The organism is Methylobacterium mesophilicum SR1.6/6, from assembly GCF_000364445.2.
GTDB classification, from domain to species: domain Bacteria; phylum Pseudomonadota; class Alphaproteobacteria; order Rhizobiales; family Beijerinckiaceae; genus Methylobacterium; species Methylobacterium mesophilicum_A.
Genome location: NZ_CP043538.1, coordinates 5,658,604 through 5,683,212, shown reverse-complemented (window position 1 = coordinate 5,683,212; position 24,609 = coordinate 5,658,604). Strand labels below are relative to the sequence as shown.

The following is a 24,609-nucleotide window of genomic DNA, read 5'->3' as shown; positions in this document are numbered from 1 at the left end:
GCGATTTTATTCATCGCATACGTGATCAAACAGCGTCGTAGAACGCTCCGGGAGGGACGGCTTGTCGGAGGGCGTGCGCTTCGAGATGCGTGGGGGGACCGGCGTCATCCTCCTCGATCGGCCCGAGGCCATGAACGCCTGGGACGCGGCGACGCGTCGGCGGATCGCGGATGGGCTGCATGCCTATGACCGCGATGAGGCCGTGAGGGCCGTCGTGCTCACTGGCGCGGGCGAGCGTGCCTTCGGAGCCGGACAGGATCTGCGTGAGAAACGCCCCTCGGGCGATGCCGAGGTCGATGCCTGGATCGACGCGTGGGCGGCCTTCTTCGGGGCGTTGCGGGGCCTGGGAAAGCCGCTCATCGCGGCACTGAACGGCGTGGCCGCCGGCTCGTCATTCCAGGCGGCCCTGATGTGTGATCTGCGCGTCGCGCATCCGGGCGTGCGCGTCGGCCAGCCGGAACTGAGGAACGGCATCCCCAGCAGCATGGGGCCCTGGATCCTTCATGCCTGCCTCGGCCCCGCCAGGGCCGCCGAACTGGTGATGACCGGCCGGCTCGTGCCTGCCGAGGAGGCGAAGTCGCTGGGCCTCCTCGATCGGATCGTGCCGCGGGCCGACGTCCTGCCCGAGTCCCTGGCGCTCGCCGAGGAACTCGGATCCCGTCCGGCCATTGCCACCCGCCGGACCAAGGAGCGGCTGCGCGCGCTCACGGAGCCGGGCTTCCAGAGCGCGATCACCGCCTGGAAGGCGATGCTGCGCGCGGCCTCGCACGACCAGGCTTCGGCCTGACACCCCAGACGGTCTGAGGACGCCCGGCGGGCGATCCAGGGAGCAGATGCGATGGATGCGGCGCCGGTACCCAGTGTTCCGATAGCGAACACCAAGCTCACGAGCTTCTACGGCGACATGACGCCGCCCGAGCGCCGCGCCTTCTGGGCCTGCTTCACGGGCTGGGCGCTCGACGGCGTCGACTTCATGATCTACCCGCTCGTGCTCTCGACGATCATCGCGTCCTGGCATGTCGACCGCAGCTGGGCGGGCTTCGCCACGACGCTGACGCTCCTCGCCTCGGCCGTCGGCGGCTGGCTTGCGGGCTACCTGTCCGACCGGATCGGACGGGTGCGCACGCTGCAGATCACCGTCCTGTGGTTCTCCGTCTTCACCTTCCTGTGCGCCTTCGCGCAGGATTTCACGCAGCTCACCATCGCCCGCGCCTTCGTCGGCATCGGCTTCGGGGGCGAGTGGGCGGCCGGCGCCGTGCTGATGGGCGAGACGATCCGGCCGCAATACCGGGGCCGTGCGGTCGGCACCATCCAGTCCGCCTGGGCGGTCGGGTGGGGCGGCGCGGTGCTGCTGCAAGCCGTGGTGTTCTCGGCCCTGGAGCCCGATCTCGCATGGCGCGCCATGTTCCTGATCGGGATCTTCCCCGCCCTGCTCATCGTCTACGTGCGCCGGAACGTGGCCGAGCCGGCCATCTCCGAGACGGCGCGCGCGCAGGAGGATGGGCGCAAGCCCGGCCTGCTCGCCATCTTCGCCCCCGGCATCGTCGGTACGACGATGCTCGCGGCCATCCTGGTGGCCGGTGTCCAGGGCGGCTACTACGCCATCACCACGTGGCTGCCGACGTACCTCAAGGTCGAACGCGGTCTCACGGTCATCAATTCGACCGGCTATCTCACCGTCCTGATCCTCGGCAGCTTCGCGGGTTACCTGTACGGGGCGTGGTTCGCGGACCGCTACGGCCGGCGCCCGCTGTTCCTGACCTTCTCGGTGGGCGCCTGCGCCATCGTGCTGGTCTACACGCAGCTGCCGATCTCGAACGCGGTGATGCTGGTCCTCGGCTTCCCCCTCGGCTTCTTCGCCTCGGGGGCGTTTTCCGGGCTCGGAGCCTTCCTGACGGAGCTGTTCCCGACCCACCTGCGCGGGTCCGGCCAGGGCTTCGGCTACAATTTCGGGCGCGGCCTCGGTGCCCTAACCCCGACGCTGGTCGGCTACCTATCGTCGGTCATGCCGCTCGCGACCGCGATGGCGGTGTTCGCGGGCGTCGCCTACGGGGTCATGTTCGTCGCCGCCCTCTGCCTCCCGGAGACGAGGGGCCGCGACCTGCAGGCCATCGACCAAGCACCGGCGCGGCCATGACGGTGACGGGACGGAAACGGCGCCCGTCAGCCGAGATGGCGCGCGATGGCCGCGCGCAGTTCGGCGACGAGGAATTCCGACTGGGCCTCGATGGTGCTGGACAACCCGCCGAGGCCGAGCCCGATCGGCTGGCCTGCCACCGAGTCGGGCAGCAGCATGCCGACGATGCCGGCCCCCGCCACCACGCGATCCATCGAGAGGGCGTAGCCGCGGGCCCGTACGGCGGCGATCTCGGCCCGTACGGCCGCGAGCTCGACCAGCGGCTCGTCGCGTCCCTCGCGGAACCGGTTCACCCGCGCGATCCGGGCCTCAACCTCCGCGTCGCTCATCCCCGACAGGAGCAGCACGCCCATGCCGGATGTCGCGAGCGGGCGCACGGTGCCGCGGGTGATGTGCAGGCGCATCGGCTTGGTGGCGGGAATGGCATCGATGTAGGTGGCAACGATGTCCGTGGCGATGCCGAGCAGGACCGTCTCGCCCGTCCGCAGGCTGAGATCGTGCATCATCTGCGCGATACGGCCGTCGGTGACACCGACATGGACCCACCGTCCCAGCAGCGGAACGCGCGCGGTCGGGACGACGGCACGCCCATCGGCCGTGTCTGCGAGATAGCCTCGGTCGATCAGGGATCCCACGAGCATCGATGTGCTCGACTGGGGGATCTCCAGGGCGCGGGAAATCTCGGACACGGTGGCGGGCCGCTCGATGCGGTCGAAATATTCCAGGATGTCCAAGACCCGCGTGGCGGACTTGACTTGGGACCCCTCGGGCTTCGGCTTGCGCGGTCTGGCCATGATCCGAGATTCATCACCCATGCGATCTTCGAAATCAAATGGGCGATTATAGCCGCGGCCCGTGCGGCGGGCGGTCGATCGAGGCTCCAGAGGGGTGACGCATCGTGAGCTTGTGGCAGCCCTGCATCGATCCCGCCTATGTCGAAGGCCTTCGGGCCTTCGCGGCGGCGCACATCGCCCCCGAGGCCGACGCGATCGACCGGGAGGACGTCTACCCCACGGGCCTCGTGAAGGCGCTCGCGGTGGCCGGCTACAACGCGGCGACGACGGAGCCGCGCTACGGGGGCGGCGGCCTCGGCTACGGCCATGCGGCGGCGATCTTCGAGGAGGTCTCCTACGCCAGCGCGGCGGTCGGCATCTCGCTGATCACGATCTTCCAGGCGCAGACGATCCTTAAGCTCTTCGGCTCGGACCGGCTGAAGATCGAGTACCTGCCGCGCTTCGCGGAGGGGCTGATCTCCTCCTACGCCCTGACGGAGGCGAGCCACGGCAGCGACATCCGCAGCCTCGACACCAAGGCCGTGCGGGAGGGGGCGGGCTGGACGATCCGGGGGGAGAAGTCGTTCATCACCTCGGGGTCGGGCGCGGAGTTCTTCATCATCCTCGCCGAGACCCAGGCGGGCATTTCGGCCTTTGCCGTGCCGGGGGACACGCCGGGCCTCTCCACCTATGTCGGCACCAACTCGGCCACCTTCGGCCTGCGCAACGGGCCGCACGTGAACCTCGTCCTCGACGGCGTGCGGCTGCCGGAGCACGCGCTCATCGGCACCGACGGCAAGGGCATCCGCCAAGCGGTCGGCACCCTGAACTATTCGCGCACCCTGGCGGCGGCCATCAGCATCGGCATCGCCCGGGCGGCCTTCGACGGTGCCCTTGCCTTCGCGGGCAACCGCCGCGCCTTCGACAAGCGGGTCGCGGAGTTCCAGGGCATTCAGTGGTACTTCGCCGACATGCTGAGCGAGATCGATGCCGCGCGGCTGCTCGTCTACCGGGCCGCACGGGCCCTCGACGACGGTCTCGAGACGGAGCGCTACGGCAGCGAGGCCAAGCTCAAGGCGGCCGCGGTGGCGACGCAGGTCGCCTCCCAGGCGGTGCAGATCTGCGGGGCCTACGGCACGATGGAGACGGCGCCGTTCGGCCGCTACCTGCGCGACGCCAAGGCCTACGAGATCGCGGGGGGCTCCGCCGAGATCCTGCGCAACACCATCGGCAAGTATCTCCTCTCGCATCTGGGTCCGGCGGTGCAGCCATGACCGCGCCCGCGATGATCACCGACCTCCTCGCCGCGCACGCCGCCGCGACGCCCGACCGGCCCTTCGCCGTGACGGAGGATGGCGTCCACGGCTACGCGGCGATCCATGAAGCGGCCCTGCGCACAGCCGGGCGCTTGGCCGGGGAGGGGATCCGATCCGGCGATCACGTCGCCCTGGCCGCCGGCAACTCGGCAGCCTATCTGGTCGCGTGGTTCGGGATCATGGCCGCCGGCGCGGTGGCGGTGACCATCAATCCCGCCCTCGTCGGGGACGGGCTGGCCTACGTCCTGCGCCAGTCGGATGCCCGGCTGCTGATCGCGGACGATGCGTTCCTGGACGGTCCCTTCGCCGGCCTCGGCGAGTCCACGCCGGACATGCCGCTCCTACGGATCCGGGGCGAGGGTGCTTTCCTGGCCGAGGCCGCCGGATGGCCCCTGCCGACGGCGCTGGCGGAACGTCCGGCCTCGGCGCCCGCGACGATCCTCTACACGTCGGGCACGACCGGGGCGCCGAAGGGCGTCGTGAACAGCCATGCCGCCTATCTGGCTGCCGGGCGCCACACCGTCGCGATGGTGGGGCTCACCCCTGCGGATCGCTGCATGGTGGTCTTGCCCCTGTTCCACGCGAACCCGCAGATGTACGCGGTGATGTCGGCCCTCCAAGTCGGTTCGGCCCTGGTCCTGCGGGAGCGGTTCTCGGCGGGCCGGTTCTTCGAGGACGCGGCGAAGTTCGGAGCCACGGGCTTCACCTTCGTCGGAACGGTGCTGGCGATCCTCGCCGCCCGCCACACGAAGCCGCAGCGGGATCACATCCTTCGCTTCTGCCTCGGCGGCGGCGCGCCGCTCTCCGTGTGGCACGAGGTCGAGGAGCGGTTCGGCATCAAGGTCCACGAGCTCTACGGCATGACCGAGATCGGCGGCTGGGTGACCGCCAACACGCTCACCCACACGCGCCACGGATCCTGCGGCCAACCCCGGCCGGACATGGAGGTGCGCGTGGTGGATGCCGACGACCGGATCATCGGCCCAGACGCGGCCGGGGAGATCGTGGTGCGTCCCCGAGAGCCCGACGTGATCCTGTCGGGCTACTATCGCCAGCCGGACAAGCTCGCCGAGGCGTGCCGGAACCTCTGGTTCCACACCGGAGACCTCGGCCGGTTCGATACCGACGGCTATCTCTGGTTCCAGGGCCGCTCGAAGGAGCTGATCCGCCGCGCCGGGGAGATGATCGCGCCCGCCGAAATCGAGAGCCGCCTGCTCAAGCTTCCGGGCGTCCTGGACTGCGCGGCGGTCGCGGTGGCGGATCCGATCCTGGGCGAGGAGATCAAGGTCGCAGTGGTGCGCGCCGGTGATGCGGCGCTCCAGGCCGGCGCCGTCCGCGCCTATCTCGCCGCGCATCTTCCGGCCTTCATGCTCCCGCGCTACGTCGAGTTCCTCGACACGCTGCCGAAGACCGAGACCGAGAAGCTCCAGCGCCACAAGCTCACCTACCTCAACGACCAGGTCGAGGACCTGCTCGCCCCAGACGCACGGTGAATCGCGATGATCAAGGACCGCATCTTCCTCGTGACCGGGGCGGCGTCCGGCCTGGGCGCCGCGGTGGCCCGGATGCTCGTCTCCGAGGGCGGGCGCGTGGTGCTGGCCGATATCGGCCGCGAGTCCGGCGAACAGGTCGCGGCGGAGCTCGGCGAGGCGGCGCGCTTCTCCCCGTGCGACGTGACCCAGGAGGCCGATGGGCAGGCCGCCGTGCGCCTCGCCCTCGATGCGTTCGGCCACCTCCACGGCTTGGTGAACTGCGCCGGCGTCGCCCCCGGCGAGAAGGTCGTCGGCCGCGACGGCCCTCACCGGCTCGACAGCTTCGCCCGGGCGATCGCGATCAATCTCGTCGGCACCTTCAACATGATCCGGCTCGCCGCCGATGCCATCTCGCGGGAGGAGCCGCAGGCGGACGGCCAGCGTGGCGTGATCGTCAACACCGCCTCCATCGCCGCCTTCGACGGGCAGATCGGGCAGGCGGCCTATGCCGCCTCGAAGGGCGGCGTCGCCGCACTGACCCTGCCGGTGGCCCGCGAACTCGCCCGCCACGGCATCCGCGTGGTCACGATCGCGCCGGGCATCTTCGAGACGCCGATGATGGCGGGCCTGCCGGCGGATGTGCAGGAGAGCCTCGGGAAGACCGTGCCCTTCCCCCCGCGCCTCGGCAGTCCGTCCGAATACGCGGCGCTGGTGAAGCACATCTGCGAGAACCCGATGCTCAACGGCGAGGTGATCCGCCTCGACGGCGCCCTGCGCATGCCGCCGCGCTGACGGCGGCACTTAGGCAGAATCGTCCCCGGCATCCGCCTGAGCGAGGATCTTGTGGGCCAGCCGCAGGTGCATGGCCTCGATCATGCGTCCGTCCAGGGTGAGCACGCCCGCGTCGGGCGACGCCGCGAAGGCGTCGCGCACCGCCCGAGCCCAGGCGATCCGCTCCGGCCCCGGCGTGAAGGCTCGCCGCACCGGATCGATCTGGTCTGGGTGGATGCAGAACTTGCCCGAGAAGCCGTCCTCGGCAGCCGCGCGGGCTTCGCGGTCGAGCCCAGCTGCGTCCCGGGGATCGGTGAACGGGGTATCGATGGCAGGGACGCCCGCGGCTGTGGCCGCGAGCAGCGTCATCGCCCTGGCCTGCATCACCGGCGCCGAATAGAGGCCCGCCCCGTTACGCGGCGCAACGCCGAGGTCGCCGGCGATATCCTCGGCACCGAAGGCGAGGGCCACCAGGCGGGAGGACACGCCGCGATAGTCGAGCCCGTGGATCGACGCTGCGGTCTCCGTCACCAGAGGCAGGATCGCGATCCTCCCCTGCGGCAGGCCGTAAGCAACCTCCAGCGCCGAGATCTGGTGATCGAGGATCGACAGATCCGCCGGACCGGCGCATTTCGGCAGGACGATCGCGGCCGGCCGCGCCTTCACCGCCGCCGCGAGGTCGGCGAGATGCCAGGGGGTCGTCCGAGCGTTGATCCGGATCAGGACATCGTCGCGGTCGAGGCCGGCGAGCGTCGCAGCCACGAGATCGCGGGCGGCGTCCTTGCCCGCCGCCCCGACCGAGTCCTCGAGATCCAGGATCGTGCCGTCAGCCCCCGCAGCCAGAGCCTTGGCGATCTTGCGGGGGGAATCGCCGGGGGCGAACAGGAGCGTCCGCAGCTTCATGACCGTGCCTCCACGGGGCGGCGGCGCATCAGCGCCGAGCGGGTGCAGAGGGCGACGGTCTCGCCCCGCTGGTTGAATGCCTCGTGGCGGAAGGTGACGATCCCCGCATCCGGCCGCGACCGGCTCTCCCGGCTTCCCAGGACGGTGGTGCGCACGGACAGGGTGTCGCCCACGAAGACCGGGCGAGGAAACGTCACGTCGGTCATGCCGAGATTGGCCACGGTCGTGTCGAAGGTGGTGTTGTGCACGCTCATGCCGATCATCAGGCCGAGCGTGTAGAGCGAGTTGACCAGGGGCCTGCCGAACTCGCTGCCGGTCATGTGATCGGCATCGAGATGGACCCGGGCGACGTTCATCGTCATGCCGCAGAACAGGACGTTGTCGGCCTCGGTGACCGTGCGCCGCCATTCGGCGTCGATCACCAGCCCGTCGGTGAAATCTTCGAGGAACAGCCCCGGCATCCTCACGCCCCCACGAAGGTCGGCGGGCGCTTGTCCAGGAAGGCCGCCACGGCCTCCCGGTGGTCGGCGGTGGCATGGGCGAGGGCCTGCATGGCGGCGGCCGTCTCCAGATGCTGGTCGAGCCGCCCCGAGCGCCCGGCCCAGAGGAGCCGCTTGGTCATGCGCACGGCATGGGGCGGGTTCGCCGCGATCCGCCGGGCGAGGCCGCGCGCCTCCTCGAGGAGCCGGTCGGCCGGGACCACCCGCGAGACGAGCCCGCAGGCGAGGGCGTCGGCCGCCGCGACCCGCCCGCCCGTGAGCGCCATCTCGCACGCCTTCGAGAAGCCCACCACGCGCGGCAGCAGCCACGCCCCGCCATCGCCCGGCATCAGGCCCAGGGTGACGAAGTTCTCCGCGAACCACGCCGCCTCGGAGGCGATGCGGATGTCGCACATGCAGGCGAGGTCGCAGCCGGCCCCGACCGCCGGGCCGTTCACCGCCGCGATGACCGGGACTTCCAGGCGCTCGAACGCGAGGGGAATGCGCTGGATACCCTGCTTGTAATTGAGGCGCGTGCGGGCGGGGAGGGAGTCGCTCAGGCCGCCGGCCTCGCCCATGGCTTTGATGTTGCCGCCGCTGGAGAAGACCGAGCCGGCGCCGGTCAGCACGGCGACCCGCGCCTCCCGGTCGGTGTCGAGGCGGTCCAGGGCGGCGAGGACGGCTTCCACAACCTCCGGATCGGAGATCGGATTGCGCTGTTCGGGACGGTTGATCGTCAGCGTGACGATTCCCTCCGAGGCTTCGTACAGGATGGGGTCGGTCATGTCGGTCCCTTGGGAAATGAGGTGCGGGCGGCGTCTCCGGTCACCGGAGGCCGAGCCCCCTGGCGATGATGCCGCGAAGGATCTCCCGGGCGCCGCCCCGGAGGGAGAAGGACGGGACGCTCATCACCGTGCGGGCGAGGACCTCGCCGAACCGGCGCGTCGCCGGCTCGTCCGGGTCGAGGGCGACGAGGGCGCGGGCCACGTCGGGGATCGCCTGCTCGAAGACGCTGCCGAGATCCTTGACGATGGCGGCCTGGAGCGCCGGGTCCGCCCCGTCCTGAAGCAGGCGGGCGACCCCGCGCGACAGGCGGCGGAGGACGATCAGGTGGGCGGTGAGCCTCCCGACGGCGACGGCGGCCTCGTCGCCCGGCGCCCGGCCGAGCAGCCGGATCAGCTCCACGAGGAGCGTCATGGAGGACAGGAAGCGCTCGGGGCCGCTGCGCTCGTTCGCCAGTTCGGCGGTGACCTGCTTCCATCCCTCGCCGAGGCGGCCGATCAGGTTGGCCTCCGGCACGAACGCGTTCTCAAAGACGACCTCGTTGAAATGGTGCGCGCCCTGCAGGTCGATGATCGGCCGGATCGTGACGCCTGGCGTGTCGCGCAGGTCGATGAGAAGCTGGCTCGTGCCCTCGTGCCTCTGCGCCTTCGGGTCGGTCCGGCAGAACAGGACCATGACGTGCGATTCGTGCGCGTAGGTCGTCCAGAGCTTCGTTCCGTTGACCCTGAAACCGCCGGGCACCGGCTCGGCTCGGGTGCGCACGGCCGCGAGGTCCGAGCCCGAATCCGGCTCGCTCATGCCGATGCAGGCGAAGCACGCGCCCGCCGCGATCCGGGGGAGGTAGGTCGCGCGCTGCGCCTCCGTCCCGAAGCGCAGGATGAGCGGCCCGGTCTGGCGATCCGCAATCCAGTGGGCGGCGACCGGCGCGCCGGCCGCCAGCATCTCCTCCAGCACCACGTAGCGTTCGAGGGCGGAACGCTCCCGGCCGCCATAGGCCCTCGGCCAAGTCATGCCGATCCAGCCCCGCTCGCCCATCCGGCGGCTGAAGCCGGCGTCGAACCCGGTCCACGAGCCGGTGCGGGCCTCGGCCGGCATGTCCTTGAGTTCGTCGCGCAGGAAGGCGCGGATCTCGGCGCGCAGCTGCTTCGCCTCGGGCGAGGGCGGCGCGTCGGGAAAGCTGAAACGCTCCATGTCAGACGGCCTCCGCCGGCGTCCGCGCGCCGACATCCGTGACGAAGGACCAGAACCCATCAGCTCCGGCGGCGAGGGCGAGACGGCCGAGGTACAGGCTCCAGACCCGCTCCGACCCGAACTCGTCCCGCCACGCCCACAGGCGCTTGGTGAAGACGTGCAGGGGATGCTCCGCGGTGATGCCGATGGCCCCGTGGACCTGGTGGGCGATGGCGGCTCCGATCCCCGCCGCTTCCCCGGCCCGAACCTTGGCCGCCGCGATCGTCGCGGTGCCGTCGGGCAGGCCGAGGGCGTCCGCCGCCAGCGCGGCGGACGCACCCGCCGCTGCCGCCTGGCCCGCGAGGACGGCGATCTGCTGCTGGACCGCCTGCTGCTTGCCGATCGGCTTCCCGAACTGCACGCGCTCGTTGGCATAGCGAACCGTGAGGTCGAGGATGCTCTCCAGCGCGCCGGCCATCTCCTGGACCCGCAGCGCCGCTCCGGTCGCGCGCAGGCGCTCCGCATCCCATGAAGCGGGGAGGGGACGCATCGCGCTCGCCGGGAGCTCGGCACGCAGGGTCAGATCGGCGCGCGGGAGGTCCGCGCGCTTGCGGTCCTCGGCCACCGACCAGCCGGATCGCGGAACCCGGGCGGCCCAGGTTTCGCCCTCGTGCGCCAGGAGCAGGACAAGCGTCTCTGCGGTGCGTCCCCAGGGCACGCCGGCGACGGTGCCGGCGAGCGTCCATTCACCCCCGTCGCCGGATCGCCGAGCCGCGAATCCTGCGCGCGGAGCCGCCAGCGATGCCGGCCCCTCGGAGGGCGGCAGATCCGCCTCGGCCAGCAGCCAGTTCGCCACCATCGTCTCCCCGAGGGGAAGCGTCCCGACGGACCGGCTCGCGACCCGCACGAGTCCGAGGGCGGCGGCCGGTTCGAGGCCTGCCCCGCCCTTCGCCTCGGGCACGAGCGCGAGGGGCAGGCCGGTCTCGTCGAGGGCGCGCCACGCCGCCTCGCTCCAGCCGGTCGCGCCGCCGATGCGATCCGCCGGGAAGAGGTCGGCGTAAAGGCGGGTCGTCGTCGCGGCGAGGATGTCGAACAGGTCGTCCATGCGCGTGTCCCTTCGTGTCGTTGCCCGCCCGTCAGGGAGCGGCAGCCTCCGGCACGGCGAGAATTTCCGCCGCGACGAGGGCTTCGATCCGATCCTCCGCGATGCCCCACGCCGCCAGTGCGCCTCGCGTGCCCTCGCCGCGCCGTTGTGGCGGCGACGGAGGGCCCGCCGGCGTGCGGCTGAAGCGCGGCGCCGGGGCCGGCTGCGTCACACCCTCGACCGTGACGAAGGTGCCGCGCGCGGCGTTGTGGGGGTGGCCGGCCGCCTCCGCCATCGTCAGGACGGGGGCGAAACAGGCGTCGGTCCCTTCGAGAATGGCGCACCACTCGGCGCGCGTTCTCGTCAGGAAGAGGCGGGTGAGGCGCTCCCGCAGGCGCTCGTCGTCCGCCGTGTCCGCCGGGATGCCGATCAGGCGAAAGAACTCGGCGCGGAACCGCGGCTCGATGGGGGCGATCGAAACGTACGCGCCGTCGCGGCAGGCGTAGGTGTCGTAGAGGGCCGACCCGGAATCGAGCAGGTTCGTGCCCCGCTCCAGGCTGTGCAGGCCCGCGGCGTAGAGACCGAAGAAGGTCGTCATCAGCGATGCGGCCCCGTCGGTCATCGCCGCATCGACGACCTGACCCTGGCCCGTCCGCCCGGCCTCGATCAGCGCGCAGGCCACACCGAAGGCGAGGTAGAGCGCGCCACCGCCCATGTCGGCCACGAGGTTGAGGGGCGGCGCCGGCTTGTCCCCCGCCCGGCCGATGGCCGCGAGGGCGCCCGTGAGCGCGAGGTAGTTCAGATCGTGCCCGGCGGCCTTCGCGAGGGGCCCGGATTGGCCCCAGCCGGTCATCCGCCCGTAGACGAGGCGCGGGTTACGGGCCAGGACGACCTCCGGCCCGAACCCCATCCGCTCCATCGTCCCCGGCCTGAACCCCTCGACCAGGGCATCCGCCCCGGCGAGGAGGTCGTGGACGAGGGCGACGGCCCGGGGGTCCTTCAGGTCGATGGCGACCGAGGGACGCCCGCGCCGGGTCAGGTCGAGGGCGTCGGGCCGGGCGATGCCGAGATCGGCCGGAACCGTCCGGTCGAGCCGCAGGACGTCGGCCCCGAGGTCGGCGAACAGCATCGCCGCCATCGGGGCCGGTCCGATCCCGGCGAACTCGACGACGCGCAGTCCCGACAATGGTCCGGGCCGTGTGGTCGGTGGCGACGGCACGGGGCTCACATCCGCGACGGAAGCCAGAGCACGATCGCCGGGAACGCGACAAGGATGGCGATGGCGATCAGGTGGGCGACGAAGTGCGGCCAGATCCCGTGAAAGACGTCGGAGACGGGCCTGTTCGCGTAGCGTGCCACGATGAAGCAGTTGAGCCCGATGGGCGGGGTGATCATCCCCACCTCCGCCGTCACGATCTTGACGACGCCGAACCAGATCGGATCGAAGCCGAGGCTCTTGATCAGCGGCAGCACGATCGGGACCGTCAGCACCAGGATCGCGATCTGGTCCATGAACGAGCCGAGGACGATGTAGCCGCACAGGATCAGCGTGATGATGATCCACCGGGAGACTTCGAGGCCTCCTACCCAGTCGACGAGACCCTGGGTGACCTGCGTGATCGTGAAGAAGTAGCCGAAGATGCTCGCACCGACGAGGATCATCGTGATCATGCACGTGCCCTGGGCGGCATGCTGGAAGCTCTTCACGCCGCTGGCGAAGGTGAGCTTCCCCCGTTGCAGGGCCAGGAAGAAGGCGCCGAGGGCCCCGAAGGCGGAGGCTTCCGTGGGGGTCGCGACGCCGGTGTAGATGACGCCCGTCACGATGCCGAAGAGGATCAGCATCGGGCCGACCGACCGGAGCATCCGCAACCGGTCCGCCCAGGGAACGCCGCGGACGGACGGCGCCCGGCGCGGATCCTCCCAGACCAGAAGGAGGATGGTCAGCATGATGGTGATGGTGACGAGGATCGCCGGGATGATGCCGCTGACGAGGAGCTTCCCGATATTCACTTCGGCCAGCAGACCGTAGATCACCAGGGCGATGCTGGTCGGCAGCAGCATGGACAACGTGCCCGAGATGGCGACGACGCCGGCGGCCATGCGGGGCTCGTAGCCCTGCCTGAGCATCGCCGGCAGCGAGGTCGACGACAGGGTGGCGGCCGAGGCGGTGCTCGATCCGCAGATCGCGCCGAAGCCGGCTCCCGCGAGGGCGGTCGCCATGCCGAGGCCGCCGGGGATCCGGCCGACCCAGGCAGCGGCCGCCCGGAACAGGTCGTCGGCGACGCCGCTCACCAGCACCAGTTCCGCCATCAGGAGGAACATCGGGATCGTCAGGAGTTCGTAGGAGCTGACCACCGAGAGCGGCGACGTCTGGAGGATGCCCATCACCATGCCGGGACCGCCGAGCGCCCAGAGGCCGGCGGCCCCCGAGACGGCCATGGCGAACCCGACCGGAAGCCCGATCGCGAGCAGGGCGAACAGCGCGAGGACGACGGCGAGAACGATCATTCGAAGCCCCTCTGGGCAACGGCCTCGGAGGAGCCCGCGATGGCCGGCAGCGGAATGACCTCGCGTCCGCCCGCGAGGGTCGCGAGATGGCACAGGCCCGACACGGCGAGGCGCAGCGTGAGGAGTCCGGCCCCGAGCGGCACGAAGATCAGCGAGGCCCAGGTCGGCCAGGAATAGCTCCCCGCCAGGACATCGCCGGCCTGGTAGGCTTCCCAGGTCCGGGCCGCGCTCGTCTCCGTCAGGAGCCCGAAGAACCCGGCCGAGAGCGTGCAGATCAGGACTTCGCAGATCCGGCGGCCCTTCCGCGGAAGGGCGTGGTGCAGGAGGTCGACGTTGATGTGCCCGTTGGCCGCGAAGGTCGGCGACAGGGCGAGGAAGAACAGCGCGACGATGACGTAGAGGGAGATGAAGTCGTAGGACCAGCCGAAGGGGCGGTTGAACAGGTAGCGCATCGCCACGTCGATCCCGACGATCCACATGATGGCGAAGAGCGCGAGGGCCGCGAGATAGGAGGCGACCGTCTCGATGACGCGCAGCGCGCGGTCGAGGCTAGCGAGCAGCGTCATCGCCGGCCTCCCGATGCGCCATGGCTCGTCCCGGCCCCGTTCGGGCCAAGCTAGTAACGGTCATGCGGCGTATCCTCCCGGATCGAGGCCCGCGCCTGTCCCGGCGCGTCGTCTCAGTATGACTTCGGCAGCCCGAGGACTTTCTCGGCGATGAAGCAGAGGATCAGCTGCGGGCTGACCGGCGCGATCCGCGGGATCATGATCTCCCGCAGGTATCGTTCGACCTGATACTCCCGCGCGTAGCCGAAGCCGCCGTGGCTCATCACGGCACGCTCGCAGGCTTCGAACCCGGCTTCCGCCGCGAGATACTTGGCGGCGTTGGCGGACGCGCCCGCGGGCTTGCCCGCATCGAACTGCCACGCGGCCGACAGGGTCATGAGCTGCGCCGCCTCGAGCTTCATCCAGCTGTCCGCCAGGGGGTGCTGGATCGCTTGGTTCTGTCCGATCGGCCGGCCGAACACGATTCTCTCGCGGGCGTAGGCGGCGGCCCGTGCCAGGGCCGCCCGCCCGAGACCGACCGCCTCGGCCGCGATCAGGATCCGCTCCGCATTCATCCCGTGCAGGATGTACGCGAAGCCTTTTCCTTCTTCGCCGATGCGGTCTTCCACCGGGATCTCGAAATCGTCGAAGAACACCTGATTGGTGTCGACGCACTTGCGGCCCATCTTCTCGATCTCGCGGGCCTCGACCCGGTCGCGATCGATCCGGCAATAGAACAGGCTCAGGCCGTCGGCGGGCCGCCGCGTCTGCTCGATCGGCGTCGTGCGGGCGAGCAGCAGCATCCGGTCGGCGACCTGAGCGGTCGAGATCCAGACCTTCTGGCCGTTCACCACGTAGCGGTCGCCCCTGCGCTCGGCGCGCGTCTTCAGGCGGGTGGTGTCGAGGCCGGTATCGGGCTCGGTGACCGCGAAGCAGGCCTTGTCGTCGCCCGCGATCAGCGGCGGGAGCATCCGGCGCTTCTGCTCCTCAGTGCCGAAGACCACGACGGGGTTCAGCCCGAAGATGTTCATGTGGACCGCGGAGGCGCCGGACATGCCGGCCCCGGATTCGGCGATCGCGCCCATCATGATGGCGGCTTCGGTGATGCCGAGGCCCGATCCGCCATAGGCTTCGGGGATGCAGATGCCGAGCCAGCCGTCGCGGGCCAGGGCGGCGTGGAACTCAGTCGGGAAGCCGCCCTGCCGGTCTCGCTCGGTCCAGTACGTGTCGTCGAACCCGGCGCAGAGCCCCAGGATCGCTGCGCGGATGGCGTCCTGCTGTTCCGAGAGGGCGAAGTCCATGATCGGCCTCCTCAGGCTGCGGAAGCGAGGGTGACACCGGCCGCCGCGAGGCCGGCGATGTCGGAGTCCGAGAAGCCGGCCTCGCGCAGGATCGCCGGCCCGTCCTGCCCGAGCCGAGGGGCGGGACGGCCGATGGACGCCGTGCTGCGGGAGAAGGAACCGGGGATGCCCGGCATGGACAGCCGACCCTCGGTCGGGTGGTCGATCTCGACGAAGAAGCCCTTCGCCGCGAGGTGGGCATCCTCGATCAGGTCGTCGAGGCTGGCGAGGCGGCAGACGGGGATGTCCGCGCCTTCGAGCAGCGTGACGCATGCCTCGGTCCCGAGGGTGGCGAGGATCTCGGCCACCATCCCGTAGATCGCGTCGATGTGCCGGGTGCGTTCGCTGATCGTCGCGAAGCGCGGGTCGTTCGTCCAGATCTCCGGGCGCCCGATGGCGGTGAAGAACCGCCGCCACTGCCCGTCATTGTAGATGAGGGCGCAGACGAAGCCGTCGCGGGTGGCGTAGGGACGCCTGTCCGGCGACAGGAGCCGCGCATAGCCCGGTGGCCCGAGCGGCGGATCGAAGAGGCGCCCGCCCATGTGATCGGCGAGGACGAAGCTCGCCATCGTCTCGAACATGGGGATGTCGAGGCGCTGGCCCTCGCCGGTGCGCTCCCTGTGCCAGAGGGCGGCCATGATGGCGCCGACCCCGTAGAGCCCAACCACGCGGTCCACCAGGGCCAGCGGCACGTAACGCGGGGCAGCGCCGCCCGCCTGGACCGCGAGGCTCGGCAGGGCGGCGGCGCCCTGGATGAGGTCGTCGTAGGCCGGGCGGGCGGCCAGCGGGCCGTCCTGACCGAAGCCGAACAGCCCGGCATAGACGATATCCGGCTTCACGGCGGCGATGGCGTCGTAGCCGATGCCGAGGCGCGCCATGACCTGCGGCCGCATGTTGTAGACGAGAAGGTCCGCCCGGGCGGCGAGCGTCAGCAGCGCGTCCCGCCCCGCCGCCTGCTTGAGGTCGAGCACGAGGCTGCGCTTGCCGCGATTCACCTGAAGGAAGATCGCGCCCATGCCCGGGTTCCGGAACGGGCCGAGCCCGCGCACGGGATCGCCGCCGGGCGATTCCACCTTCACCACCTCCGCGCCCATATCGGCGAGGGTCTGCGTGGCGTAGGGCCCCATCAGGGTGTTGGTGAGGTCGAGGACCCGGAGGCCGTGGAGCGGACCCGCCATGGCGCTCAGTGGGTTCGGGCGAGGGCGTTGCGGAAGGCGTCGAGCACGGCGGTTCCCGGCTTTCCGCGCTTGTCGAGGCTCGTCGCCCAATCCTTCGCGATGGCGTCCGACGCCGTGACGAGTTCGGTCCGGTCGGCCTCGGGGAAGGGTTCGAGCGTCACGCCCTTCCCGCGCAGGGTCTCCTGATCCCGCGACGAATCCCGGTCTGCGGCCTCGCAGGCGTGCCGGGTGGCTTCCTGTCCTGCCTGTTCGAGGGCGGCGCGCGCGTCGGGTGAGAGGCGCTTCCAGCGGTCGAGGCCGATGACGTAGGTGAGGGCCGCGCTGCCGAGGTTGATCCCGGTGGTGCCGAATTTCGTGAGCGCGCCGAGGTCGTACGAGACGACGCTGGCATAGGGGAACAGCAGGCCGTCCACCGTGCCCCGCGACAGGCTCTGATAGAGGTCCGGTGCCGCCATGCGGACGGGGATGCCGTCGAAATGCTTCACCGTGGCGTCCATTGCACCGCCGGTGGTGCGGACCTTCAGCCCGGCCATCGACTTCAAGCCCTCGATCCGCCGACTCGCGGTGAAGAGCTGGTAGGCCGGCGCCACCAGGGTGAAGAGCATGTGCACGCCGTTCGGCTTGAACTCCGCCTCGTCGATCGGGCCGGTGCGGGCGAGGCTGTCGTAGGCGAGGGTGCGCTGGCAGGCCGTCACGAACGGACCGGGCAACTCGGCCACGGCCGAGAGGGGCATCTTGTCGGAGGTGTAGGAGGGCACGACGTAGCCGACATCGACGATGCCGCTTCGCGTCAGGCTCAGGAGATCCTTCGCCTTTCCGAGCTGTTCGGCGGGGTAATACTCGAAGGCGACCTTGCCGCCCGAGATCTCCTTGACGCGGTCCATGAAGAAGCGCGTTCCGGACTCCGCGAAGAAGTGCCCGACCGGCAGGCTGTCGGCGAGGCGCAACCGCTCGTCGGCCCGCGCCGCCGCCGGGACAAGGAGCGCCGCCGCGACGGAGATGAGGAGCCGTCGCATCATCGGGAGGCCTTCTCGAATGCATCGAGCACGAGCGTGCCCGGCTTGCCGCGGTCGTCCAGTTCCTTGGCCCAGAGCCGGCCGATGCCGGACATCTCCCTTTCGACGGTGGCCTTGTCGGCGTCACTCAGGGCGATCTCGGAGACGCCCTTCACCCTCAGGCGCTCCTGATCGTCCCGCTCCTGCGCCTCGGAGATCTGGCAGCCGCGCTCCGTGGCCTCCCTGCCGACGCTGCGCAGGGTCTCCTGTACCGCCGGCGGCAGGGTGCGCCATTTGCGCTCGCTGATGACGTACATGACGACGAAGCTGCCGAAATTGGCGCCCTGCGTGGCAGATTTCGTCAAGTCCTGCAGATCGTACGAATAGATGGACGAATACGGAAACAGCATCCCGTCGATCGTGCCGCGGGATAAGGCTTGATACACGTCCGGAGTCGCGATCTGGATCGGCACCGCCCCCAGGGCCCGAACCGCCAGCTCCTTGGCCTTGCCCGAGGTGCGGATCTTCAGACTCTTTACGTCGGCAATGGATTTCAGGTCGCGCCCGCGCACGAACACTTGGTAGGGCGGCAGGACGACCGTGAAGAGAAGCCGGACGTTGTTGGGTGCCAGTTCGCGCTGGGCGATCACGCCGGCCTCGTTCGCCAAGCTGTAGAAGGCCCGCGTGCCCTGGCACGAGGTGGTGAAGCCGAGGGGAAGCTCGGCCACCCCGGAGAGGGGGAGCTTATCGGTGACGAAGGAGGGGGCGACGTAGGCGATGTCGGCGACGCCGTTGCCGACCAGGGTCAGCATGTCCTTTGCCTTGCCGAGCTGTTCCGCGGGGTAATACTCGAACTTGACGGCGCCGTTCGACCGCTCGGTCGCGGTCTGCATGAACCACTTCGTGATCTTGTCGGCGATGTAATGGCTGGCGGGGAAAGTGTCCGCGAGCCGAAGATTCGTCGTCTGCGCGAAGGCCGGCCCTCCGCTCAAGGCGAGGACGACGGCTCCGAGCCGGAAGGATCGCCGGATGTGCGATCCGGGCGAACCGGTCATGCGGGCCATCATCCCTCCCGTTCCGTCGATGCGTGCTGCGCCGTGGACTCGATCTCTCGGCAAGCGGCCACGACCTGCGCGGCCCGCGACTCGATCACGCCCTCCATCCGGTGGAAGGGGCCGGCCAACGTGACCGCGAATTCCGATCCGTGGATCACGATGGGCACGGCGACGGCGATCACGTCGGGGTCGCTCTCACCGTAGTTCAGGAACCAGCCGCGGGGGATCGATCGCTCGATATCGGCGAGATACTCATCCTTCGTCGGGATGGTCCGCTCGGTCAGGCGCTCATACTTGAACGTCGCGGCCAGAGCTTCCCGCTCCTCCGGCGGCAGCAGCGAGATGAGCGCCTTGCCCATCGAGTTGACCCGCGCGGGCCTCGTCTCACCGACCTCGGCCGAATACCGGATCCGATGCGGAGACTCGAGGACTTCCAGGTAGATCACCCGGTCACGATTGCGGCTCGCCAGCACGATGGTCTCGCCGGTGCGGTCACGCAGGTCTTCGAGGCTCTGAAGCAGATCCGCCCCGACCGGATCGTGCCGAGCGATCTCCTGCGTCAGAGCAAGCATCCGGCGGGTCGGATACAGATTTCGACGGGCTCCCGTGGCGTAGATGAAACCACGCTGCTCGAAGGTCCGGATCAGGTTGAAGCAGGTCGACGGCGCCATGTTGAGACGTCGCGCGAGCTCTGCGGGCGCGAGGGGCGACTGCGCCTCTGCGAAACGCGCATACAGGTCGAGAACCTGCTCGGCGGCCTTCAAAGTTTCATCCCCAGGATGTTTTATTCGCTTGTGTGAAAGGTAGGACCAACCGCCGGGCGCTGTCAATGAGCCGCGACTCTCGCCGCACCGGATGCGATGCAGCATGCTTCCCGAGTGTCCCGGGGCTTTGGCAGAAGGGCGGGATTGAATAGCGTACGTCGCGCCGAAGACCCCTCCCAAGGAGGTCTGTCTACCCGAAACGGACCGACCGCTTCCGACCATGTCCGACCGTCCGCCCGTCGACGCGGTACCGGCTCAAGTCACCCGGACCCACTCGCGCGGGCGTGCATCGACGGGACGGCGGGGACCGACATTCTGCGGCCGGCCGTCGGGATTGGCGAGGAACGAAAGCCCGGTCGTGCGGGGCATTGTCGGCGCGCGACTTCCTGCACTGCGGCTCCGCGCCTCGGGAAAGCGTGTCAGCTCGGGACAAGGTGGTGCTGGAGGAGGTCGAGCAGGACGGCATTGAACCGTTCAGGCTGTTCCTGCTGCACCCAATGCCCGGCTCCCTCGATCAGGTGGACGCCATCCATGCGGGTGCAGGTCGTGGTGCACATGCGCCCGATCGCGCCCGGCTTGCGGTAAGTGCCCCAATCCGCCGCACCGGAGATGAAGCTGGATGGCACGTCGATCGTGCGGCCGGCGAACAACTCGATCTCCGAGCGGCCAATTGGGCCGGCATGGCAGCGGAACCAGTTGAGGCCGCCCTGGAAGCCCGTGCGCCCGAACGCGGCCGTGTAAGCAGCCAGTTCGGCCTCGGGCAGCCAACGATTGGCCGCGATCTCGGCCGGCGTCGGCATGTCGGACGCGACGGTCGCGGCCATGCCGACACCCGCGTCCAGGATGTAGTAGGTGGGCAGCGTCGCGAGCTCGGCCGCGGATCCGGTCGCGAGCGGGTGCGGATGGTTGCCGGGCCAGTCCGCGCTCTTCACGTGGAAATAGGCGCGCAGGAAGTCGTGGAGGCCCTGCGGCGCGTGGAGCATGTCGGCGTTCGCTCCGGGCGTTCCGAACCAAGCCATGCTGTCCTGGCGCGGGCGCGGGAGAGCCGCGAGTTCGGCGGCCATCGACGGTTCCGACGGCCGGGGCGGCTGATCGGCCGTGTCGAACGGGATCGGGGATGGCCCGTCGAACGGGAAGCTTATCATCACGAGGGAGCGGAACACGTCGGGACGCACGAGCGCGCAGTAGGCGGCGATCATCGATCCGAAGTCGTGTCCCACCACGGCGGCGACCGAGCGGTGCCCGAACGCCTCCACGACGCCGAGCGCGTCCCGGGCGTAGCTGTGCGTGCGGAAGGACGCGACATCGCCGTCATAGCGGTCGTCCCACCCCGTGGTCGCGCCGTAGCCACGCTGGTCGGGCGCGATCACGTGATAGCCGGCTGCGGCGAGCGGCAGCATCGTCTTGCGCCAGCTGAAGGCGATGTCGGGGAAGCCGTGAAGGAGCAGAACGGCCGGGCGCGCGGGTGTCTCGTAGCCCGCCTCAAGCACGTTGACGGTCAGCCCGTTGATGCCCGCGAGGCTGCGCTGCCGGATCCCCTCGCGCAGCCTCATCGTGTCTCCTACTCCGAACGACATGGCGCTGACTCCGTGGATACGGCCCAGGATCGAGGACGCCTTCGCCGGGCCGACCGGCAGGGCGAGGGACGACAGGCTCGCGCCGCAACCCAGAATGGTTCGGCGCGTCGGCTCAATCGGGGAAGCCGGACGGGCCCTCATCGGGTGCCCGGCGCACGGACGGGCGATCGGCCAGGGAGCGCACCAGCCTGGACGATGCGGTCGGCGACGGTGCCCAGATCCCCCGCGACGATATCGGGCGCCCGACCGAGCCCGACGGGTGCGTTCCCCGGCCGAAGAACGAGCGCCGTACGATAGCCGGCCGCGGCGGCCCCCAGGGTGTCGAAGGCGTGGCAGGAAACGAACCACAGGTCGGCTGGCGCGATCCCGAGCGTCGCGGCGAGGTCCGTGTAGCTCTCCACCGCCGGCTTGTAGCGGCGGACGCGGTCGTCGATGCTGTGGAGCGAGGCGAAGAAGGGTCTGATCCCGGCATGCGTCAGCTGGGCATCGACGGCGGATGCGGGATTGTTGCTCAGCGTGACGAGACGGTAGCCGGCCCCCGTCAGATCCGACAGGGCCTTCGGGGTGTCGGCGTAGGTCTGCATCTGCCCCGAACGGCACCGCAGCTCGTCGAGATCCGCCGCGTCGACCGTGCGGCCGCTCGCCTGAGCCATCATCCGTAGAACCGCCACGCCGACCGTGCCGGACTCGGCATAGTCACCCGATAGGGTCAGTGCCTCGGAATAGAGGATGACGTGGTTGAACCATGTGTGCAGCGCGCTCGCGTCGCCGAAGATGCGGACGAAGACCGGGCCGAGTACGCTGAAGTCGAGGAGCGTCTCGTTCACGTCGAAGACGATGACGGATTCGGCCGAGGCGGCGCTCGTGTTCATGGCGTGATCCGTCTTGGATGCGGTACGCATCGGCGCTCGCAGGATCGGCGCTGCGGCCAAGCCCGCGACCAGCCTTCGACGATCCGGACAGGTGACGTGGGCGTGCTCCGACGTTTGGGCATCCTCTCCGATCTGTTGCCCCCCATCACGGCGCCCGCGAGACACGCGGGTGTATGCCGCCCTCGCGCCATCGAAAATTCGAAACTTCAGAAAGGAGACTTCAGATAAATCGAATGGATGCGCGGACCCATCGCGAGGCGCGGCCATGCGCCATGGCTTCAGCCCGATGAGGATTCAGGGCGCGGACGGAAGGCGATGGCCGATGCCGCTGGAAGACCGCCCGTCCGGCCGGCAGCCTTCACGCCCGCGCCCGACCTACTCGTCGCTGCACCGTGACGTTCTGCGGCGTGTCATCAACCGCCTGCGGACGGGGAGGCGACGAAGCCAAGGAGAGGCACTGTGCCGTAAACCCTATCAGCCACACGGCGGACGATGCCGATTTCGTGATGGACGGTGTCCAAAATTGTTTCATCATTGAAATCGACGTCTGTCCTGGGCGGCGGCCACGTATTTCAACTCGTGGAGACAGAAAAAAATCTCGCATCGTGGCCGTTGCAGCTGCAAATCCCGGCTCGGACGGAGTTAATCTGCCCGCATGGCGCCGCTCAGCAAACGCATCCTCATCCTCGCTTTGTTTCTCGCGCTGATTGTCGCGCTCGTTCTCGGCGTGCAATTCTCGGACTGGGACGTTGGTTGATCCTGTCGTTGAGAAATTCTCAGTCGCGATCGGCGCCGGCTCAACTTGAACAGAGATCTTGATTTATTCGCCCGCTTGACACGCTTTTGGCGCGTAGATCGATCGTTTTAAGTTAGCAAAGCCCGCGCTTTGGCATCCGATACTGCCAATCGCGCCAAAACTGATTTTCCTTCGCGGTGCGCATCGGCGCATCCAACACTTTCACACCCGAACGCGGTCATCCGTCCCGGCCGATCGCGGGCCTCCAATCAGGTACCCGCCATCGATCCCGCCGTATTCGCGACTTGCGGACCGCTTCGAACCGTCGCGACGCAAGCCGCACTGGCGGGAGGCAGCATAATCTGGAACGGAACGAACCCGCTCGTCGCGGAAAATGTCACATCCGATTCAGGCCTTATGAACCAAGCCAAAGACCGAATTGGAGGAAGCTTACGACCAATTCAGCATAGGATTTACTGCCCTTTAGCATTTGGCATGCTTCGTTCACGCGCTGAAACCCGGAAACAAAGCATGCCACGCGAGACGTCGACGACCTGGGGCCGTGGCGAGCTGTACGAGACTTTGTGCCTGCTCGTCATCGGCGTCGGGATCTGGTTCGTAGGCGTTACGCTGGGGACGTTCGACTCCCTGCAGGGAATCGTCGTCACCTACGGCCTGAACGATCTCCTGATGCTGGCCGCCTGCATGGGACTGGCGCTCTGCGGTGCGAGCGTCCGCAAGTCGATCATCCTCCGCCGCCTCATGCTGGAGCGCGACGCCGCCGCCGCCCAGGCCGAGGCGATCGCCCGGCACGACGGCCTGACAGGGCTGGCCAACCGGCGCCGCTTCATCGACGCGGTCGAGCGGTCGCTGGCCTCGGTGGGCACGGAGCCGTCGGCGGCGGTCCTGCTGATCGACCTCGACCGGTTCAAGCCGGTCAACGACCTCTACGGCCACGCGGCCGGCAACGCGGTCCTCTGCGCCGTGTCCGAGCGGCTGCAGCAGCTCCTGCCGCCCGGCGGCGTCGCGGCCCGTCTCGGCGGCGACGAGTTCGCCATGCTGGTTCCGGTGGAGCACGGCAGCGAGGGCCTGACGCGCCTCGCGCAGGCGGTGATCGCGAGCATCTCCGAGCCGGTCACCTGGAACCAGAACGACCTCAAGGTCGGCGCGACCGTGGGCGTCGCGATCGTCGCGCCCGACCACGCCGACGCGGACGCGGTCCTGCACGCGGCGGACCTCGCCATGTACCAGGGCAAGAAGGATGGTCGCGGCAACTACCGGTTCTTCCGGAGCGCCATGGACGAGGAGTTGCGCGCCCGCGCCCGCCTGGAGACCGAACTCCGCGTCGCCATCGAGACGGGGGCCATCGAGCCCTACTACCAGCCGGTCGTGTCCCTGCCCGGACAGGACATCATCGGCGTGGAGGTCCTGGCCCGCTGGCGTCATCCGACCCGGGGCCTCGTCAATCCGGCGGACTTCATCCCGATCGCCGAGGAGACCGGGATGATCGCGGACCTCAGCTATTACCTGATCCGCCGCGCCTGCCTCGATGCCCGCGCCTGGTCCCCCCACCTGATCCTGGCGGTCAACATCGCACCGCACCAGTTCCAGGACGCGTGGCTCGCAGAGCGCATCCTCGCCATCCTGACGGAGACCGGATTCCCGCCGCAGCGCCTCGAGGTCGAGATCACCGAGAGCGCGCTGATCCAGGACCTGGAAGCCACCCGGGCGACGCTCCTGTCGCTGCGTCAGCTCGGCGTCCGCATCGCCCTCGACGATTTCGGCACCGGCTACTCGAGCCTGTACCATCTGCGCGAGCTGAAGTTCGACAAGCTCAAGATCGACCGGAGCTACGTCGACGCGATCACCATGAGCGACGAGCGCGCCAAGCTGGTCGACGCCATCATCAAGCTCGGCACCAGTCTGGGTCTGTCCACGACCGCCGAGGGCATCGAGACGGACGCCAGCCTGAACTGGCTCTCGGACCAGGGCTGCCATTTCGGTCAGGGCTACCTCTTCGGGCGGGCCATGCCGAAGGCGGATATCGACCACATCCTGAGCGCCGGCAACGATGCGGGCGGCTGGCCGGGTCGCGCCGGCGGCTCGGCCGAAGAACTGGACGGCGTACTGGCCGAGGCCTCGTAGGCGCGG

The 24,609-nt window shown here is 69.4% G+C and carries 22 protein-coding genes; 6 read left to right on the top strand and 16 right to left on the bottom strand.

Translation table 11 applies throughout. The features are described from left to right. Positions 1 to 61 precede the first annotated feature (61 nt). Complete coding sequence (locus MMSR116_RS26875) at positions 62 to 787, top strand: enoyl-CoA hydratase/isomerase family protein (protein WP_010683965.1); 726 nt, start codon at positions 62 to 64, stop codon at positions 785 to 787. A 51-nt stretch (positions 788 to 838) separates the two neighbouring features. Next, positions 839 to 2,137 (top strand): MFS transporter, encoded by a 1,299-nt coding sequence (locus MMSR116_RS26870; RefSeq protein ID WP_010683964.1) that lies wholly within the window; start codon positions 839 to 841, stop codon positions 2,135 to 2,137. Positions 2,138 to 2,163: 26 nt separating this feature from the next. On the opposite strand, the gene MMSR116_RS26865 is transcribed toward MMSR116_RS26870, so the two are convergent. After that, on the bottom strand, positions 2,164 to 2,952 hold the full coding sequence (locus MMSR116_RS26865; protein WP_010683963.1) for an IclR family transcriptional regulator: 789 nt from the start codon (positions 2,950 to 2,952) through the stop codon (positions 2,164 to 2,166). A gap of 83 nt (positions 2,953 to 3,035) precedes the next feature. Here MMSR116_RS26865 and MMSR116_RS26860 point away from each other — a divergent pair, with 83 nt between their 5' ends. The 3 genes from MMSR116_RS26860 to MMSR116_RS26850 are packed head-to-tail and all read left to right on the top strand — an operon-like array spanning position 3,036 to position 6,490. Further along, on the top strand, positions 3,036 to 4,184 hold the full coding sequence (locus MMSR116_RS26860) for an acyl-CoA dehydrogenase family protein (protein ID WP_010683962.1): 1,149 nt from the start codon (positions 3,036 to 3,038) through the stop codon (positions 4,182 to 4,184). Further along, a complete protein-coding gene (locus tag MMSR116_RS26855; RefSeq protein ID WP_051072183.1) occupies positions 4,181 to 5,719 on the top strand; it encodes a class I adenylate-forming enzyme family protein in 1,539 nt (512 codons plus the stop codon). Before MMSR116_RS26860 ends, MMSR116_RS26855 begins: the two co-directional genes overlap by 4 nt. A gap of 6 nt (positions 5,720 to 5,725) precedes the next feature. Then, a complete protein-coding gene (locus MMSR116_RS26850; protein ID WP_010683960.1) occupies positions 5,726 to 6,490 on the top strand; it encodes a 3-hydroxyacyl-CoA dehydrogenase in 765 nt (254 codons plus the stop codon). A gap of 9 nt (positions 6,491 to 6,499) precedes the next feature. On the opposite strand, the gene MMSR116_RS26845 is transcribed toward MMSR116_RS26850, so the two are convergent. From MMSR116_RS26845 to MMSR116_RS26775, 15 genes are all read right to left on the bottom strand, one after another. Next, a complete protein-coding gene (locus MMSR116_RS26845; protein ID WP_010683959.1) occupies positions 6,500 to 7,372 on the bottom strand; it encodes an HpcH/HpaI aldolase/citrate lyase family protein in 873 nt (290 codons plus the stop codon). Then, on the bottom strand, positions 7,369 to 7,833 hold the full coding sequence (locus tag MMSR116_RS26840; protein ID WP_010683958.1) for a MaoC family dehydratase: 465 nt from the start codon (positions 7,831 to 7,833) through the stop codon (positions 7,369 to 7,371). Before MMSR116_RS26840 ends, MMSR116_RS26845 begins: the two co-directional genes overlap by 4 nt. Before the next feature lie 2 nt (positions 7,834 to 7,835). Then, positions 7,836 to 8,636, bottom strand: a complete 801-nt coding sequence (locus MMSR116_RS26835) for a crotonase/enoyl-CoA hydratase family protein (protein WP_010683957.1) — start codon at positions 8,634 to 8,636, stop codon at positions 7,836 to 7,838. Positions 8,637 to 8,676: 40 nt separating this feature from the next. Beyond that, positions 8,677 to 9,825 (bottom strand): acyl-CoA dehydrogenase family protein, encoded by a 1,149-nt coding sequence (locus tag MMSR116_RS26830; RefSeq protein ID WP_010683956.1) that lies wholly within the window; start codon positions 9,823 to 9,825, stop codon positions 8,677 to 8,679. 1 nt (position 9,826) lies between these two features. Further along, positions 9,827 to 10,909, bottom strand: coding sequence for an acyl-CoA dehydrogenase family protein (locus tag MMSR116_RS26825; RefSeq protein ID WP_010683955.1), 1,083 nt, complete (start codon positions 10,907 to 10,909; stop codon positions 9,827 to 9,829). Between the two features lie 31 nt (positions 10,910 to 10,940). Next, positions 10,941 to 12,116 (bottom strand): CaiB/BaiF CoA transferase family protein, encoded by a 1,176-nt coding sequence (locus MMSR116_RS26820; RefSeq protein WP_202882057.1) that lies wholly within the window; start codon positions 12,114 to 12,116, stop codon positions 10,941 to 10,943. Continuing rightward, positions 12,113 to 13,396, bottom strand: a complete 1,284-nt coding sequence (locus tag MMSR116_RS26815) for a TRAP transporter large permease (RefSeq protein ID WP_010683953.1) — start codon at positions 13,394 to 13,396, stop codon at positions 12,113 to 12,115. The genes MMSR116_RS26820 and MMSR116_RS26815 overlap by 4 nt, the downstream gene beginning before the upstream one ends. Continuing rightward, on the bottom strand, positions 13,393 to 13,962 hold the full coding sequence (locus tag MMSR116_RS26810) for a TRAP transporter small permease (RefSeq protein ID WP_010683952.1): 570 nt from the start codon (positions 13,960 to 13,962) through the stop codon (positions 13,393 to 13,395). The genes MMSR116_RS26815 and MMSR116_RS26810 overlap by 4 nt, the downstream gene beginning before the upstream one ends. Positions 13,963 to 14,075: 113 nt before the next feature. After that, positions 14,076 to 15,242: an acyl-CoA dehydrogenase family protein gene (locus MMSR116_RS26805; protein ID WP_010683951.1), complete on the bottom strand. Its 1,167-nt coding sequence runs from the start codon at positions 15,240 to 15,242 to the stop codon at positions 14,076 to 14,078. A gap of 11 nt (positions 15,243 to 15,253) precedes the next feature. Then, on the bottom strand, positions 15,254 to 16,459 hold the full coding sequence (locus MMSR116_RS26800; protein ID WP_010683950.1) for a CaiB/BaiF CoA transferase family protein: 1,206 nt from the start codon (positions 16,457 to 16,459) through the stop codon (positions 15,254 to 15,256). Between the two features lie 5 nt (positions 16,460 to 16,464). Further along, complete coding sequence (dctP, locus tag MMSR116_RS26795; RefSeq protein WP_010683949.1) at positions 16,465 to 17,478, bottom strand: TRAP transporter substrate-binding protein DctP; 1,014 nt, start codon at positions 17,476 to 17,478, stop codon at positions 16,465 to 16,467. Continuing rightward, positions 17,475 to 18,509, bottom strand: coding sequence for a TRAP transporter substrate-binding protein DctP (dctP, locus tag MMSR116_RS26790; RefSeq protein ID WP_010683948.1), 1,035 nt, complete (start codon positions 18,507 to 18,509; stop codon positions 17,475 to 17,477). Before dctP (MMSR116_RS26790) ends, dctP (MMSR116_RS26795) begins: the two co-directional genes overlap by 4 nt. A gap of 8 nt (positions 18,510 to 18,517) precedes the next feature. After that, a complete protein-coding gene (locus MMSR116_RS26785; RefSeq protein ID WP_158169186.1) occupies positions 18,518 to 19,378 on the bottom strand; it encodes an IclR family transcriptional regulator in 861 nt (286 codons plus the stop codon). A gap of 314 nt (positions 19,379 to 19,692) precedes the next feature. Next, positions 19,693 to 20,826, bottom strand: a complete 1,134-nt coding sequence (locus MMSR116_RS26780) for an alpha/beta fold hydrolase (protein ID WP_010683946.1) — start codon at positions 20,824 to 20,826, stop codon at positions 19,693 to 19,695. 161 nt (positions 20,827 to 20,987) lie between these two features. Beyond that, positions 20,988 to 21,722 (bottom strand): haloacid dehalogenase type II, encoded by a 735-nt coding sequence (locus MMSR116_RS26775; RefSeq protein ID WP_010683945.1) that lies wholly within the window; start codon positions 21,720 to 21,722, stop codon positions 20,988 to 20,990. Positions 21,723 to 22,989: 1,267 nt separating this feature from the next. On the opposite strand from MMSR116_RS26775, the gene MMSR116_RS26770 reads away from it, so the two are divergent. Further along, on the top strand, positions 22,990 to 24,603 hold the full coding sequence (locus MMSR116_RS26770; protein WP_010683942.1) for a putative bifunctional diguanylate cyclase/phosphodiesterase: 1,614 nt from the start codon (positions 22,990 to 22,992) through the stop codon (positions 24,601 to 24,603). The last annotated feature ends 6 nt before the right edge of the window (positions 24,604 to 24,609 follow it).

What these genes read in the sequence shown, in the direction of transcription:
- MMSR116_RS26870 (WP_010683964.1), top strand. Translation starts at nt 839, where the DNA reads ATGGATGCGGCGCCGGTACCCAGTGTTCCGATAGCGAACACCAAGCTC.
- MMSR116_RS26865 (WP_010683963.1), bottom strand. Translation starts at nt 2,952, where the DNA reads ATGGGTGATGAATCTCGGATCATGGCCAGACCGCGCAAGCCGAAGCCC.
- MMSR116_RS26855 (WP_051072183.1), top strand. Translation starts at nt 4,181, where the DNA reads ATGACCGCGCCCGCGATGATCACCGACCTCCTCGCCGCGCACGCCGCC.
- MMSR116_RS26850 (WP_010683960.1), top strand. Translation starts at nt 5,726, where the DNA reads ATGATCAAGGACCGCATCTTCCTCGTGACCGGGGCGGCGTCCGGCCTG.
- MMSR116_RS26845 (WP_010683959.1), bottom strand. Translation starts at nt 7,372, where the DNA reads ATGAAGCTGCGGACGCTCCTGTTCGCCCCCGGCGATTCCCCCCGCAAG.
- MMSR116_RS26840 (WP_010683958.1), bottom strand. Translation starts at nt 7,833, where the DNA reads ATGCCGGGGCTGTTCCTCGAAGATTTCACCGACGGGCTGGTGATCGAC.
- MMSR116_RS26835 (WP_010683957.1), bottom strand. Translation starts at nt 8,636, where the DNA reads ATGACCGACCCCATCCTGTACGAAGCCTCGGAGGGAATCGTCACGCTG.
- MMSR116_RS26830 (WP_010683956.1), bottom strand. Translation starts at nt 9,825, where the DNA reads ATGGAGCGTTTCAGCTTTCCCGACGCGCCGCCCTCGCCCGAGGCGAAG.
- MMSR116_RS26825 (WP_010683955.1), bottom strand. Translation starts at nt 10,909, where the DNA reads ATGGACGACCTGTTCGACATCCTCGCCGCGACGACGACCCGCCTTTAC.
- MMSR116_RS26815 (WP_010683953.1), bottom strand. Translation starts at nt 13,396, where the DNA reads ATGATCGTTCTCGCCGTCGTCCTCGCGCTGTTCGCCCTGCTCGCGATC.
- MMSR116_RS26810 (WP_010683952.1), bottom strand. Translation starts at nt 13,962, where the DNA reads ATGACGCTGCTCGCTAGCCTCGACCGCGCGCTGCGCGTCATCGAGACG.
- MMSR116_RS26805 (WP_010683951.1), bottom strand. Translation starts at nt 15,242, where the DNA reads ATGGACTTCGCCCTCTCGGAACAGCAGGACGCCATCCGCGCAGCGATC.
- MMSR116_RS26800 (WP_010683950.1), bottom strand. Translation starts at nt 16,459, where the DNA reads ATGGCGGGTCCGCTCCACGGCCTCCGGGTCCTCGACCTCACCAACACC.
- dctP (WP_010683949.1), bottom strand. Translation starts at nt 17,478, where the DNA reads ATGATGCGACGGCTCCTCATCTCCGTCGCGGCGGCGCTCCTTGTCCCG.
- dctP (WP_010683948.1), bottom strand. Translation starts at nt 18,509, where the DNA reads ATGACCGGTTCGCCCGGATCGCACATCCGGCGATCCTTCCGGCTCGGA.
- MMSR116_RS26785 (WP_158169186.1), bottom strand. Translation starts at nt 19,378, where the DNA reads ATGCTGCATCGCATCCGGTGCGGCGAGAGTCGCGGCTCATTGACAGCG.
- MMSR116_RS26780 (WP_010683946.1), bottom strand. Translation starts at nt 20,826, where the DNA reads ATGAGGCTGCGCGAGGGGATCCGGCAGCGCAGCCTCGCGGGCATCAAC.
- MMSR116_RS26775 (WP_010683945.1), bottom strand. Translation starts at nt 21,722, where the DNA reads ATGAACACGAGCGCCGCCTCGGCCGAATCCGTCATCGTCTTCGACGTG.
- MMSR116_RS26770 (WP_010683942.1), top strand. Translation starts at nt 22,990, where the DNA reads ATGCCACGCGAGACGTCGACGACCTGGGGCCGTGGCGAGCTGTACGAG.